Origin of the sequence: Derxia gummosa DSM 723 (genome assembly GCF_000482785.1) — a bacterium.
Taxonomy (GTDB): domain Bacteria; phylum Pseudomonadota; class Gammaproteobacteria; order Burkholderiales; family Burkholderiaceae_E; genus Derxia; species Derxia gummosa.
On record NZ_AXWS01000008.1, the window covers coordinates 875,318 to 888,871 of the forward strand.

The following is a 13,554-nucleotide window of genomic DNA, read 5'->3' on the forward strand; positions in this document are numbered from 1 at the left end:
GCGCACGGAAGCGGACGCGGCCTCCGGCGACCTGTCGCCGGCGATGGCTTGCAATGCCGCCGCCCCGTCGACGGCGGCGGGTGCTCCGGCGGCCACGGCATCGACCACACCCGGCAGTCGTCCGACCGCTGCCTCGATGTCGGCCGCGACCTCGGCTGGCGCGCGCGCCGCGTCGATGACGAGATAGCGTTCCGGCGCGGCGGCGACGCGGGCCTGGTAGCCGGCGCGCACCCGTTCGAAGAAGGCCGTGTCCTCGGCCTCGAAGCGGTCGGCGGCGCGCGCGGCGGCACGGCGCTCGGCAGCGACGCGCGGGTCGAGGTCGAACAGCAGCGTCAGATCGGGCGCGAAACCATCGAGCGCGAAACGCTCCAGCAGCCCGAGCCGGCAGACGTCCAGCCCGCGGCCCGCGCCCTGGTAGGCGAAGGTTGCGTCGGCGAAGCGGTCGGACACGACCCAGTCGCCGCGCGCGAGCGCCGGCTCGATCAGCGCCGCCACATGCTCGCGCCGCGCGGCGAACATCAGCAGCGCCTCGGTGTCGGCATGCATCGGTTCGTTCAGCAGCAGTCCGCGCAGCTTCTCGCCGAGCGGCGTGCCGCCGGGCTCGCGCGTGAGCACCACGCCCTTCCCCGCCACGCCGAGCCGGGCGCGCAGCAATTCGACGAAGCGCGCGAGATGGGTGGACTTGCCGGCGCCGTCGATGCCTTCGAAGGTGATGAAACGCCCGCGTCCGGGCTGGCTGGAAAGAGTCATGGCTTGCCGCGCCGCAGGTAACGATCGACCGCGCGCTGATGTTGTTCGAGGGTTTCGGAAAAGGCGCTGCTGCCGTCGCCGCGCGACACGAAGTACAGCGCCCGCGTGGCATCCGGATGGAGCGCGGCGACGCCGACGAGGGCGATCGGCGTGGGCGGCAGGCCGGCGCGGGTGTAGCTGTTGTAGGGCGTGTCGGCGAGCAGGTCGCGCTTGCGCAGGTTGCCATCGAAGGCGTCGCCGAGGCCGTAGATCACGCTCGGATCGGTCTGGAGGGGCATGCCGATGCGCAGGCGGTTGTTGAACACCGCCGCAACCCGGCCGCGATCGGCGGCCAAGCCGGTTTCCTTCTCGACCAGACTGGCGAGGATGAGCGCCTCGTAGGGCGTGCCGACCACCACTTCGGGCGCCCGCGCGGCCCAGGCCTCGGCCAGACGCTTGCGCAGCAGTTCGTGCGCCATGCGCAGCACCGCCACTTCGCCCGACATGCGCGGGAAGCGGTAGGTCTCGGGCAGGAACAGGCCCTCGGCACCGGCGGGCGCGTCCGGCAGGCCAGGCAGGCCGCGCGCGCCGATGGCCTCGATGAGTTCACGGTCGGTCAGGCCGGCGCTGTCGTGCAGCACGTCATTGCTGCGTGCGAGCAGCTCGCGCAACTGGCGCAGCGTCCAGCCCTCGACGATGGTGATCTGCGCCTGCGCGACCTCGCCGCGCGCGAGCTTGCGCAGCAGCGTCCACGGCGAGCTGCCGACCTCGATGTCGTAGCTGCCGGCCTTGAGCCGGGGCGCGTTGCCCGACAGCTTGGCGAGCGCGGCGAAGGCCCAGGCATTGGCGCCGGTCGCCTGCTCGACGCCTGCCGCGACGCCGCGCAGGCCCTGGCCAGCGGCGATGTCGAGCCGGCGCGGCTTCGGATCATCATTGATCGGCGTGAAAACCCAAGCCAGGCCGCCGAGCACGAGCAGCGCGACGACGGCAACGAAAAAGGCCCTTGCGCGGGCCTTGTGGCGACGGGAGCGAGGGGCGACCATCGAGTCAAATGGGAGTGATTCGCAACATGGTCCCCTATGATAGATTTTTCCCTTAACCCTTCTCCCAACCCCACCAAACGAGCCCCGCCATGAGCCAGCCTGCGACCGCCGATGTGCAGAACCCTGCCGCCGAATTCGAAGCGACGTACGCCCGCCGCCCACTGCGCGCCGCGCTGGAGCATCTCGGCGTGGTGAAGGTCACGGGCGCCGACGCGTCCGCCTTCCTGCAGACGCAGTTCACCAATGAAGTCGTCAAGCAGACCGGCGTCGCCGCGCTCAACGGCTATTGCACCAACAAGGGTCGCCTGCTCGCGACCTTCATCCAGTGGTCGTTCGAGACGGACGGCCAGCGCGAATGGCGTCTGGCAATGGCGCGCGAACTCGTGCCGGCCTTCGTCAAGCGGCTGTCGATGTTCGTGTTGCGCTCGAAGGTCAAGATCGAGGACGTGACGGCGACCACGCCGCTGGTCGGCTATCTGCTCGCCGACGTGCCGGCCGACTGGCCCGCCGCGCCCTACGGCATCGCCGCTGGCGGCACGGTCGTGCGGCTGGCCGATGCGCTCGGTCGCGCGCGCTTCATCGTGAGTGGCGAGGTGGCCGTGGAGGCCGAGGCCATCAGCGCCGATGTCTGGCGCCTGAGCGACATCGACGCCGGCATCGCGCGCGTCACCCAGCCCACGCAGGAAGCCTTCGTGCCGCAGATGATCAACTTCGAACTGGTCGGCGGCGTCAACTTCAAGAAGGGCTGCTATCCCGGTCAGGAAGTCGTCGCGCGCAGCCAGTACCTGGGCAAGCTGCGCCGCCGCAGCTTCCTGATGCGCGGCGAGTTGGCCGAGGGCATCGCTGCGGGCGCGCCGGTCGAGCAGGAAGGCGCGGCCGATCCGGTGGGCGTTGTGGTCGAAGCTGCGCCCAACCTCGTCGGCGGGCTCGATGTGCTGATCGAGACCACGGTCGGCGCAATCGAAGCCCCGATCACCGTTGCGGGCAAGACGCTCGTGCGGCTCGAACTGCCGTACAAGCTGCCGTCCGAACAACAGGCAGCCTGACACCTCAACCACCATGGCCGGCGCTCACCTCTACGTCTATTACCGGGTGCGCGCCGGTCGTGAAGCCGAAGCGCGGCAGCTGGCCGCAGCCCGCTTCGATGCCGTCCGTACCCTGCTGGCGGCAGCACCCCGCCTTCAGCACCGCGCCGATCCGGCCCGCGCCAGCACCTGGATGGAGTGCTACGACTGCGCCGACACGCCGGACGCCGTCGCCAACGCGCTGGCCTGCCTTCCCGACCTGCCCGACTGCCTGGACGGTGACCGGCATGTCGAAATCTTCATCCCCTTCGAGCCGTGGGACGGCCTACCCTCAGCCTGACTCCGGGAGCGCCGTCATGTGTCTCATCGTTTTCGACTGGCGCCCAGACGCGCGTCATGGTCACCGCCTGCTGGTCGCGGCAAACCGCGACGAGTTTCATCACCGCGATACCCGTCCGCTCCAGTTCTGGCCCGGGCGCGAGCACATTCTCGGCGGCATTGACGACGGCGCGCGCAGCGAAGACGGCCTGCCCGGAACCTGGATGGGCGTGACTCGCGGTGGCCGCTTCGCCGCTCTTACCAATTACCGTGCCCCGAGGGACGTGAATCCGAGCGCGAGCTCGCGCGGGCGGCTGGTATCCGAATTTCTCGCGAGCGACCTGCCACCGGCCGAGTACCTGCTCGACGTGCAATCCCGTTCTCGGCGCTACAACGGCTTCAACCTGCTCGTGGGCAGCACACTCGGCCCGGACCCGCAGCTCTGGTGGCATTCCAACCGCTCGGGCCAGGCGCCGCTGCGACTCAAGGCCGGACTCTACGGGCTGTCGAATGCCCTTCTCGACACACCCTGGCCGAAGGTGCGCAACGCCGTGGGTTCGATGCTGTATGCGCTCGCGGCGAGCAGCGAACGGACGGTACTGTTCAGGCTGCTCGGCGATGACCGGCAGGCACCCGATGACGAGTTGCCGCGCACCGGCGTGACGCTCGCGCGCGAGCGGCTTCTGTCATCGGTGTTCATCCGGAGCGACGACTACGGCACCCGCAGCAGCCAGGTGCTCGACATCGGCGCGAGCGGGCGTATCGACTACATCGAGCGCAGCTTTCTGCCGGATCTGGGGCCCGGCGTATTCCAGGAACGGCAGCTTGAGGTGGGGGCACCGGTCGCGGCGGCCGGCCGCCGCGCCGACGAGCGCGGTTCGGCGGGCTGAACTTCGATCACCCAAGCGAGGAGGCCGCGTTGGCGGTCAGCCCCCTGCATGGGACCGGAGAAGGTGAGCTGCCGTCGCGCGGGTTCAGTCCAGCACGCGCCGCATCGTGATGTGGGGCAGGCCGGCTTCGTCGTATTCGTCGCCCTGGACACTGAAGCCCGCGCGTTCGTAGAAGCCGCGTGCCGTGATCTGGGCATGCAGTTCGACTGCGTGATCGCCGCGCGCCCGAGCCGCCTCGATCATCGCCAGCAACACCGCCCGGCCTGTGCCCTGCCCGCGCTGGTCGGCTTCGACTGCCATGCGGCCGATGGTGCCGACCCCGTCCACCGGAGGGAGCAGGCGGGCGGTGGCAAGTGCCCTGCCCTCGGCATCGCGCGCCAGTGCATGTAGACAAAGCGCGTCCATCTTGTCCAGTTCCATGTGGGCAGGCACGCCCTGTTCGTCGACGAATACGCGGTAGCGGATGGCCAGTGCGTCGGCACGCAGCTTTTGCCAGGGGCCGAGTTCGATCGTGGGCGTGGTCATGGCGGCTTGTGTATGGGTCTGGAGAAGAATTTTGCAGCTTAGGTTGTAACAGGTAGCGGCTTCAGCCTTCGCCTTCGAAGGCTTGCTTCAGCGCTGCGACGGCATGCTCGTGCGCCAGCTTCGCCGCCGCCACGTAGCCGCCCATCGCGAAGAAGTTGTGGACCATGCCGGCGTAGAAGCGCAGTTCGGTCGGCACGCCGGCGGCCTGGAGCCGGCGCGCATAGGCGACGCCCTCGTCCACCAGCGGATCGAACTCGGCCACGCACACCCAGGCGGGAGCCACGCCTCCAAGTGACGGCGCGCACAACGGCGCGAAGCGCCAGTCGGTGCGCGCGGACTCGCCCGTGAGGTAGTGGCCGAAGAACCAGAGGATGGTCTTGCGGGTGAGCAGGAAGCCGTCGGCCAGACGCAGATGCGATTCGGTGTCCTGATGCGAATCGGTGCCCGGATAGATCAGCAGTTGCAGCGCGAGCGGCAGGCCGGCATCGCGCGCGGCGATCGCGCAGGCGGCCGACAGCGTGCCGCCGGCCGAATCGCCGCCGATGGCAATGCGCGCCGGGTCGATGCCGTAACGCCCGGCCTCCGCCGCGAAATGCGCCAGCGCATCCCAGGCGTCCTCGAAGGCGGCCGGAAACGGATGCTCGGGCGCCAGCCGGTATTCGACCGAGGCCACGGCACAGCCGGCGCCGGTGCAAAGCCGCCGCACGATGCGGTCATGCGTCGCGGCGGAACCGACGGTAAAGCCGCCGCCATGAAGGAAGACCAGCAGTGGCAGCGGCGCGGTCCAGTCCGGCTCGCCCGGCCAGTAGAGCCGCACGCCGATCTCGCCGCCATCTCGGCGCGTCAGCGCGAGCGTCTCGACCGCGTGCACCGGTAGCGGCGCGATATCCAGGATGCGCGCGGAACGCTCGTAGGCGGCGCGCGCCTTGACCGCGCCGAGTTCGTCGTAGGGCGTGTGGCGCGCGCGCTCGACCATGCGCAGCACCTCGGCTACCTGCGGATCGAGATGGCCGGTGGCGCCGAGGTCGGCGTGGAAGACGTGGCGATTCATCGCGCGTGCTCCGCGCCGCCCTGCCCGCCCGCCGCGCGCGAGCCGCGCCAGGTCAGGCGCGCGTCAGCACCATGCCCACGCAGCTCACCGTGCCGCAGATCATCGTGGCGATCGACACCCGCACCAGCCAGACCGCGTTGGGCACCCGCTCCTTCTGCCACCACAGCCCGAGCAGGCCAAGGATCAGCCCGATCTTGGCCAGCGACCAGGCGCGCGATTCGCCCGGCAGCAGCGCCATTGCCGAGCGGCTCACCACCATGTTTGCCTCGCCCCAGATCACGCCCAGCACCGCCTGCACCAGCAGGCCGCCGAGCAGGAAGAGCACCACGGCCAGCGTCAGCCGGCCGAGCCAGAGTTCCGGATCGAAGCGGTTCACGGATCTGCCCTCCGCGCGAAGGCGGCGCTGCCGGGGTTGGCGCGCCTGCATCGCGCAACGTGGGACGAGCGTAGGCGGACATGGTTCAGTCGTCTGCTTGGAGAACACCCGGAAACAGCACGTCGGCGAAGCCGAAACGGGTGAAGTCGGTGATGCGCATCGGGTAGAGCACACCGTCGAGGTGGTCGCATTCGTGCTGCACGACGCGCGCGTGAAAGCCCTCGGCGATGCGGTCGATCGGCCGGCCCAGCTCGTCGAAGCCGGTGTAGCGCAGGCGGGTGCGGCGCGGCACCACGCCGCGCATGCCGGGCACGCTCAGGCAGCCTTCCCAGCCCTCCTCCGTCTCGTCGGTGAGAAAGGTGATGACGGGGTTGATGAGCACGGTACGCGGCACGACGGCCTGGTCGGGATAGCGATCGTTGACCTCGCCGGTGCCGAAGATGACGACGCGCAGATCGGCGCCGATCTGCGGCGCGGCGAGGCCGACGCCGTTGGCGGCGGCCATGGTGTCGCGCATGTCGGCGAGCAGCTCGCGCAGCTCGGGCGTGTCGAAGGCCTCGACCGGGCGGGCGATGCGCAGCAGACGCGGATCGCCCATGCGCAGGAGTTCTCGGATCACGGTGGGCTCCTTGGGGGACCGGTGGGTGGACGGGCTAGCTCGCGTCGGCGGACGGGGCGGCGGCATCGCTTCCGGCGGTGGGTGGCGAATCATCACCGCCCTCGCCCGCCAGCAGCGCAAGCAAGCCGTCCTCGTCAAGCACGTTCAGGCCCAGCTCGGTGGCCTTGACGAGCTTGCTGCCCGCCTCGGCGCCGGCCACGACGTAGTGCGTCTTCTTGGACACCGAGCCGCTGACCTTGCCGCCGGCGGCCTCGATGCGCTCCTTGGCGTCCTCGCGCGTGAGCGTGGGCAGCGTGCCGGTGAGCACGAAGGTCTTGCCCGCGAGCGCAGTGCCGCGCGGACCGGCGCCGGGCGCGGATTCGTCCCAGGTCACGCCGTTGGCGCGGAGCATCTCGATCGCGGTGCGGTTGTGCTCCTCGGCGAAGAAATGCGCGATCGACTCCGCGACGATCGGGCCGACGTCCTTCACGGAGGTCAGGCGCGGGAACAGCACGGGGGCTTTCACTCGCGCGCGTTTTTCCGGCTTGGGCTGCGGCGCCTCGGCCTCAAATTCGAGCTTAGGCTGTAACACCTCCTGAACCGACGTCTCGGCAATCGCCTCCGCCGCCGTCTCGCCCGCGCCGCCCACGAGGCCCACGCCCTGGGCCTTGGCCTCGGCATCGTCCTGCTCGGCCGCCGCGATCAGCGCGTCGAGCGAGCCGAAATGCCGCGCCAGATCCTTGGCCGTCTGCTCGCCCACCTGTCGGATGCCGAGCCCGAAGATGAAGCGCGCCAGCGTCGTCTGCTTCGACTTCGCGATCGCGTCGAGCAGGTTCTGCGCGCTCTTCTCGCCCATGCGCTCCAGCTCGACGAGGTTGAGCAGCCCGAGGTTGTAGAGATCGGCCGGCGTGCGGACGATGGCCGCGTCCACGAGCTGATCGACCACCTTCTCGCCCAGGCCCTCGATGTCGAGCGCGCGGCGCTGCGCGAAATGCAGCAGCGCCTGCTTCCGCTGCGCCGGGCACACCAGCCCGCCGGTGCAGCGCAGCACCGCCTCGTCCTCGCCGCGATAGGCGGCCGAGCCGCACACCGGGCAGTGAGTGGGCATGACGTACTGCGGCAGGTCGGACGCGCGGCGGTCGGCCAGCACGCCGACGATCTCGGGGATCACGTCACCCGCGCGCCGCACGATCACCACATCGCCCACGCGCACGTCCTTGCGGCGGATCTCGTCCTCGTTGTGCAGCGTCACGTTGGCGACCGTCACGCCGCCGACGAACACCGGTGCCAGCCGTGCCACCGGCGTGAGCGCGCCCGTCCGGCCGACCTGGATGTCGATGCCCTCCACCGTCGTCGTCTGCTCCTGCGGCGGGTACTTGTGCGCCACGGCCCAGCGCGGCTCGCGCGAGACGAAGCCCATGTCGCGCCGCAGCGCTCGGCTGTTCACCTTGTAGACCACGCCGTCGATGTCGAACGGCAGCGTCGCGCGCTTCGCCGCGATGCCTTCGTAGTAGGCGATCAGTTCCTCGCCGCCGCGCGCGACGGTGCGGTCCTCGCTCACCGGCAGACCGAAGGCGGCGAGCGCGTCCAGCATGCCGGCGTGGGTGGCCGGCTCGTCCCAGCCCGCCACCTCGCCCAGACCGTAGGCGAAGAAGCTCAGCGTGCGCTGCGCCGTGATGGCCGGGTCGAGCTGGCGCAGCGCGCCGGCCGCCGCGTTGCGCGGATTGACAAAGTTCTTCAGTCCCTGCTCGGCCTGCTTCTCGTTCAGCCGCGCGAAGTCGTCATGCCGCATGAACACCTCGCCGCGCACTTCCAGCACCTCGGGCGCGGCGCCCTTCAGCTGCTGCGGAATCGCCTTGATCGTGCGAATGTTGGCCGTGACGTTGTCGCCGGTCATGCCGTCGCCGCGCGTGGCGGCGCAGGTCAGGCGGCCGTGCTCATAGCGCAGGTTGATGGCGAGGCCGTCGAACTTGAGCTCGGCGGCGTACCCGACCGGCGGATCGTCGTCGCCGAGGCCGAGTTCGCGCCGCACGCGCGCATCGAAGGCGAGCGCGCCGGCCGGGCCGTGCTCGGTCTCGGTGCGGATCGACAGCATCGGCACGCGATGCACGACGGGCTCGAAACCGCCGGCGGCCCGGCCGCTCACGCGCTGCGTGGGCGAATCGGCCGTGACGAGATCGGGATGGTCGGCTTCAAGTGCCTGGAGTTCGCGGAACAACGCGTCGTACTCGGCGTCGGTGGCGAGGAGTTCGGCGCGCTCGTAATAGGCGGCGTCGAGGGCGAGCAGTTGCGCGCGCAGTTGCGCGGCGCGCTCGGCGGCGGGCATGGGCATGGGAATGGCTGGGCTCATCGGGCGGCGAGTTTATCCGGGCGCGGGTGGCGCCGAACCGGCGCTTGGCGGGCGTGCCACGAGGCTGGCACTACCGCATCCGGGGGAATCCTTGATGAACAGAGGGGACTTCATGACATGAAACTTGCTCCCGCTCATCAAACCGACATCCACCCTGGCCTAGCCTCACGCGCTTCGCCTTTGCGTTCGCATCCCTTCGTTGTCCCGATGAATTCCGCACTTTTCGTCATCCACATCGCTGCCCTGGGCGCCGCACTCGGCTGCCTCCTCACGGGCGTGCTCTGCGAGCTGTCCAGCCATGGCAACCGCCCCGCTCAGGCGCTGATGCTGGCCGGCAACTGCCGCTGTACCGAGGCCACGGTGGCCAGTCCGATCGTCCTGGCCGCGGCCATCAGCGGCGCGCTGCTGCTGCCCGTGAGCGGGCCAGACAGTCTGCTCGACCCGCGCTTCGGCCTCGGCCTGCTCGCGCTGCTGAGCCATGCCCAGACCCACCGTCTCGCCGGCCGCCGCTCGACCGCGATCGAGACCGGCCAGCCGCGCGAGTTCGCCAGCCTGAGCCGCCAGCATCATGTCGCCTGCACCGTGCTGTTTGCGGCGCTGATCGGGATGCTCGCGTTCGCGGTCACGTCGGCGCCCGAATTCGATCTCGCGCTGACGCACGACGCGCTCTCGCAGCCGACCTGAGCTGCATGGCGGCCATCGCGCGCGGGTCGCCGCCGCTTAGGCCGCGAGCAATCGTCCGTCGCTCGCATACGACTGCCGCAACCAGTCCACCCAGGCCCGCACCCGCGCGGGCAGGTGCTTGCGCTGCGGCACCACGGCGTAGATGCCATTGGCCGGCGCCGCGAACTCGGTCAGCACCGCGACCAGCGCGCCGGTCCCAAGGTCGTCCTCCACCTCCCACAGGCTGCGCCACGCCAGCCCGTGACCGGCACGCGCCCAGTCGGTGATGGCCGAGGCATCCGAGCAATCAAGCACGCTCGGCACCTTCACCGCCCGCGTGCCGCCGCGCCCGCCCGCGAACAGCCAGGGCCGCACGCCGCCCGGTCCGCTCAGCCCGAGGCAGTCGTGATGCCTGAGATCGTCCGGCGTGGCCGGCGTGCCGCGCCGCGCGAGGTAGTCAGGCGCCGCCACCACCAGCCGCCGGTTCTCGGCGAGCCGGAAGCTCACCAGCGACGAATCCGGCAGATCGCCGATGCGGATGCCGCAGTCGTAACCGTCATGCACCAGATCGACGATGCGGTCGGTCAGGTCGAGCGCGAAGCTCAGTCCCGGATGGGCCTGCACGAATCCCGGCACCCACGGCGCCACATGCTTGCGCCCGAAGCCGGCCGGCGCCGTCACCCGCAGATGGCCGTCGATGCGCCCTCCGCCCGCGCTCGCCGCGCCCTCGATCGCCTCCAGCTCGCCGAGCACCCGCTGCACGTCTTCCAGAAATGCCCCGCCCTCGGCCGTGAGCGACAGCCGCCGCGTCGTGCGCTGGAACAGCCGCACGCCGAGCCGCGCCTCCAGCGCATCGAGCCGACGCCCGATCACCGCCGGCACCACGCCCTCGGCGGCGGCGGCCGCGGCGAGCGTCCCGCGATTGGCCACCGCGACGAAGGTCTGCAACTGCTTGAGTCTGTCCATGCGCGTCTGCCCGCGTGATTCATGACTGAAAAGTCAATTATCCAGTGCCAGGCGCGGACTATTGCCAATCTTCCGATGCGGTTAGAGTCGCGGCTCCCACAAGGAGTGATTCATGCAAACCAAAGCCGTCCTCACTGTCTCCGACGTCGATGCCATCCTCGCCGCCGCCCGCGCCGAGGCCATCGCCAACAACTGGGCCGTGTCCATCGCCGTTGTCGATGACGGCGGCCATCTGCTCGGCCTCGTCCGGCTCGACAATGCCGCCGCGCTCAGCGCCTACATCTGCCAGGAGAAGGCGCGCACCGCCGCCCTCGGCCGGCGCGAAAGCAAGGTGTACGAGGACATGATCAACGGCGGCCGCGTTTCCTTCCTGTCGGCGCCCGTGCTGCAAGGCATGCTCGAAGGCGGCGTGCCGGTCGTGGTCGATGGCCAGACCGTCGGCGCCGTCGGCGTGTCGGGCGTGAAGAGCGACCAGGACGCGCAGATCGCCAAGGCGGGCATCGCCGCCCTCGGCTGATCGCGCATCGCCCCTCGGGCGGACCGACCGGCAAGGCGGCTGCAAGAAAGCGCCGCCACCCTGCCCGCCCGGTCGAGACCGCCCTCCGGGGCTCCCGCGCGCGACGCCGGCCACGCAGAAGCCGGTGCGCCGCGACGATTACCCAACCATCCGTGCGGGCCACGCGCCCGCAACCGTCGAACCCCGCATCGAGGAGAGAGAAATGACCGAACGCATCAATGCGCACGGCCTGCAAGTGGCCAGCGTGCTGTACGACTTCGTGAACAGCCAGGTCCTGCCCGGCACCGGCATCGACGCCGACGCCTTCTGGAAGGGCTTCAGCAGCATCGTCAGCGACTTCGCGCCCAAGAACGCCGCCCTGCTGGCCGAGCGCGACCGCCTGCAAACCGAACTCGACAACTGGCACCGCGCCAATCCGGGTCCGGTCAAGGATGCCGCCGGCTACCGCGCCTTCCTCGAAAAGATCGGCTACCTCGTGCCCCAGCCGGAATCGGTCACGGCCACGACCGCCAACGTCGATTCCGAACTGCGCGAGCAGGCTGGCCCGCAGCTCGTCGTGCCCATCCTCAACGCCCGCTACGCGCTCAACGCCGCGAACGCGCGCTGGGGCTCGCTGTACGACGCGCTCTACGGCACCGACGCCCTGCCCGAAGACGACGGCGCGACCCGCGCCGGCGGCTACAACCCGGTGCGCGGCGCCAAGGTCATCGAGTTCGCGCGCAACTTCCTCGACAGCTCGGTGCCGCTCGTCAGCGGCTCGCACAAGGACGCGACCGGCTATGCCGTCGAAGGCGGCGCGCTCGTCGTGACGCTCAAGAGCGGCGACAAGACCGGCCTCGCCACGCCGTCGCTGTTCGTCGGCTACACCGGCGACGCGGCCGCGCCCAAGTCGGTGCTGCTCAAGCACAACGGCCTGCACATCGACATCATCATCGACCGCTCGACCGCCATCGGCAGCAGCGACGCGGCCGGCGTGTCGGACGTGGTGCTCGAAGCCGCGATCTCGACCATCCTCGACCTGGAAGACTCGGTCGCGGCCGTCGACGCCGAAGACAAGGTGGTCGGCTACGGCAACTGGCTCGGCATCGTGCAGGGCACGCTCGTCGAAGAAGTGAGCAAGGGCGGCAAGACCTTCAAGCGCACGCTCAATGCCGACCGCAAGTACACCGGCGCCAACGGCGGCGAAGTGGTGCTGCACGGCCGCTCGCTCCTGTTCCTGCGCAATGTCGGCCACCTGATGACCAACCCGGCCATCCTCTGGGGCGACGGCAAGGAAATTCCGGAAGGCATCATGGACGCGGTCGTCACCACGGCCATCGCCCTGCATGACTTCAAGCGCAAGGGCAACTCGCGCACCGGCTCGGTCTACATCGTCAAGCCCAAGATGCACGGCCCGGTCGAAGTGGCCTTCGCCACCGAGATCTTCGATCGCGTCGAAGCCCTGCTCGGCCTGCCGAACGGCACCGTCAAGCTCGGCATCATGGACGAGGAGCGCCGCACCTCGGTCAACCTCAAGGCCTGCATCGCCGCAGCCGCGAGCCGCGTGGCCTTCATCAACACCGGCTTCCTCGACCGCACCGGCGACGAGATGCACACCGCCATGCAGGCCGGCCCGATGATCCGCAAGGGCGACATGAAGACCAGCGCCTGGATCACGAGCTACGAGCGCAACAACGTGCTCGTGGGCCTGGCCTGCGGTCTGCGCGGCAAGGCGCAGATCGGCAAGGGCATGTGGGCCATGCCCGACCTGATGGCCGCGATGCTCCAGCAGAAGATCGCGCATCCGAAGTCGGGCGCGAACACCGCCTGGGTGCCCTCGCCCACGGCCGCGACGCTGCATGCGCTGCACTACCACCAGGTGGACGTGCAGGCGATCCAGCAGGAGATGGAGAAGATCGACGCCAACGCCGAGCGCGACAGCCTGCTCGCCGGCCTGCTGACGGTGCCGGTCGCCGCCGAAGCCAACTGGAGCGACGCCGAGAAGCAGCAGGAACTCGACAACAACGCCCAGGGCATCCTCGGCTACGTGGTGCGCTGGGTCGACCAGGGCGTCGGCTGCTCGAAGGTGCCCGACATCAACGACGTGGGTCTTATGGAAGACCGCGCGACGCTGCGCATCTCGAGCCAGCACATCTGCAACTGGCTGCACCACGGCGTGGTGACGGAAGCCCAGGTGCGCGAGACCTTCGCGCGCATGGCCGCCAAGGTGGACCAGCAGAACGCCGGTGATCCGGCCTACAAGAGCCTCGTCGGCAACCCCGACGGCGCGGCCTTCCAGGCGGCGCTCGACCTCGTGTTCAAGGGCAAGGAACAGCCGAGCGGCTACACCGAGCCGCTGCTGCACGCCTGGCGCCTGAAGGTGAAGGCGGCGTAAGGCCGCATCGCCGCCGGCGGGCTTCGGCACCGCCGGCATGCCGAAACGACGACGCCTCGACCGGGAAACCGGCCGGGGCGTCGTGCTTTCAGGCGGCGCCCGCCACGCCTGTCGGCGGGCGCCAGTCAG

The 13,554-nt window shown here is 69.9% G+C and carries 13 protein-coding genes and 1 pseudogene; 6 read left to right on the forward strand and 8 right to left on the reverse strand.

The window, feature by feature from the left end:
- Positions 1-114: 114 nt before the first annotated feature.
- Together tmk and mltG are read right to left on the reverse strand one after the other, a co-directional pair.
- Positions 115-750: pseudogene (gene tmk / locus H566_RS24135) on the reverse strand (dTMP kinase); the annotation flags it as partial.
- Positions 747-1,772, reverse strand: coding sequence for an endolytic transglycosylase MltG (gene mltG / locus H566_RS0109965; protein ID WP_051378485.1), 1,026 nt, complete (start codon positions 1,770-1,772; stop codon positions 747-749). The pseudogene tmk and the gene mltG, both read right to left, overlap by 4 nt.
- A gap of 89 nt (positions 1,773-1,861) precedes the next feature.
- Here mltG and ygfZ point away from each other — a divergent pair, with 89 nt between their 5' ends.
- Genes ygfZ through H566_RS0109980 form a run of 3 tightly spaced genes read left to right on the forward strand, consistent with a single transcriptional unit; the run spans position 1,862 to position 4,005 of the window.
- A complete protein-coding gene (gene ygfZ / locus H566_RS24140; protein ID WP_051378487.1) occupies positions 1,862-2,818 on the forward strand; it encodes a CAF17-like 4Fe-4S cluster assembly/insertion protein YgfZ in 957 nt (318 codons plus the stop codon).
- Positions 2,819-2,831: 13 nt separating this feature from the next.
- Positions 2,832-3,137, forward strand: a complete 306-nt coding sequence (locus tag H566_RS0109975; protein WP_028311338.1) for a DUF4936 family protein — start codon at positions 2,832-2,834, stop codon at positions 3,135-3,137.
- Between the two features lie 16 nt (positions 3,138-3,153).
- Entirely contained in the window at positions 3,154-4,005 is an 852-nt protein-coding gene (locus H566_RS0109980) for an NRDE family protein (protein WP_028311339.1), read from the forward strand.
- Positions 4,006-4,089: 84 nt separating this feature from the next.
- Here H566_RS0109980 and H566_RS0109985 read toward each other — a convergent pair whose 3' ends face one another.
- The 5 genes from H566_RS0109985 to ligA all read right to left on the reverse strand — a co-directional run bounded on the left by H566_RS0109985 (position 4,090) and on the right by ligA (position 8,881).
- Positions 4,090-4,530 (reverse strand): GNAT family N-acetyltransferase, encoded by a 441-nt coding sequence (locus H566_RS0109985; RefSeq protein WP_028311340.1) that lies wholly within the window; start codon positions 4,528-4,530, stop codon positions 4,090-4,092.
- 61 nt (positions 4,531-4,591) lie between these two features.
- Complete coding sequence (locus H566_RS0109990) at positions 4,592-5,581, reverse strand: alpha/beta hydrolase (protein ID WP_051378488.1); 990 nt, start codon at positions 5,579-5,581, stop codon at positions 4,592-4,594.
- Between the two features lie 52 nt (positions 5,582-5,633).
- Positions 5,634-5,957, reverse strand: coding sequence for a hypothetical protein (locus H566_RS0109995; RefSeq protein ID WP_028311342.1), 324 nt, complete (start codon positions 5,955-5,957; stop codon positions 5,634-5,636).
- Positions 5,958-6,042: 85 nt separating this feature from the next.
- Positions 6,043-6,576, reverse strand: coding sequence for a peptide deformylase (gene def, locus H566_RS0110000; RefSeq protein WP_028311343.1), 534 nt, complete (start codon positions 6,574-6,576; stop codon positions 6,043-6,045).
- A 34-nt stretch (positions 6,577-6,610) separates the two neighbouring features.
- Positions 6,611-8,881 (reverse strand): NAD-dependent DNA ligase LigA, encoded by a 2,271-nt coding sequence (ligA, locus tag H566_RS24145; protein ID WP_425387928.1) that lies wholly within the window; start codon positions 8,879-8,881, stop codon positions 6,611-6,613.
- A 231-nt stretch (positions 8,882-9,112) separates the two neighbouring features.
- On the opposite strand from ligA, the gene H566_RS27420 reads away from it, so the two are divergent.
- Entirely contained in the window at positions 9,113-9,589 is a 477-nt protein-coding gene (locus H566_RS27420) for a hypothetical protein (RefSeq protein WP_051378491.1), read from the forward strand.
- Between the two features lie 36 nt (positions 9,590-9,625).
- On the opposite strand, the gene H566_RS0110015 is transcribed toward H566_RS27420, so the two are convergent.
- Positions 9,626-10,534 carry a LysR family transcriptional regulator gene (locus tag H566_RS0110015; RefSeq protein WP_028311344.1) on the reverse strand — a complete coding sequence of 303 codons (909 nt, stop codon included), beginning with the start codon at positions 10,532-10,534 and terminating at the stop codon, positions 9,626-9,628.
- 112 nt (positions 10,535-10,646) lie between these two features.
- On the opposite strand from H566_RS0110015, the gene H566_RS0110020 reads away from it, so the two are divergent.
- Entirely contained in the window at positions 10,647-11,051 is a 405-nt protein-coding gene (locus H566_RS0110020; RefSeq protein WP_028311345.1) for a heme-binding protein, read from the forward strand.
- Positions 11,052-11,253: 202 nt separating this feature from the next.
- Positions 11,254-13,425, forward strand: coding sequence for a malate synthase G (locus H566_RS0110025; RefSeq protein WP_028311346.1), 2,172 nt, complete (start codon positions 11,254-11,256; stop codon positions 13,423-13,425).
- Positions 13,426-13,554 lie beyond the last annotated feature (129 nt).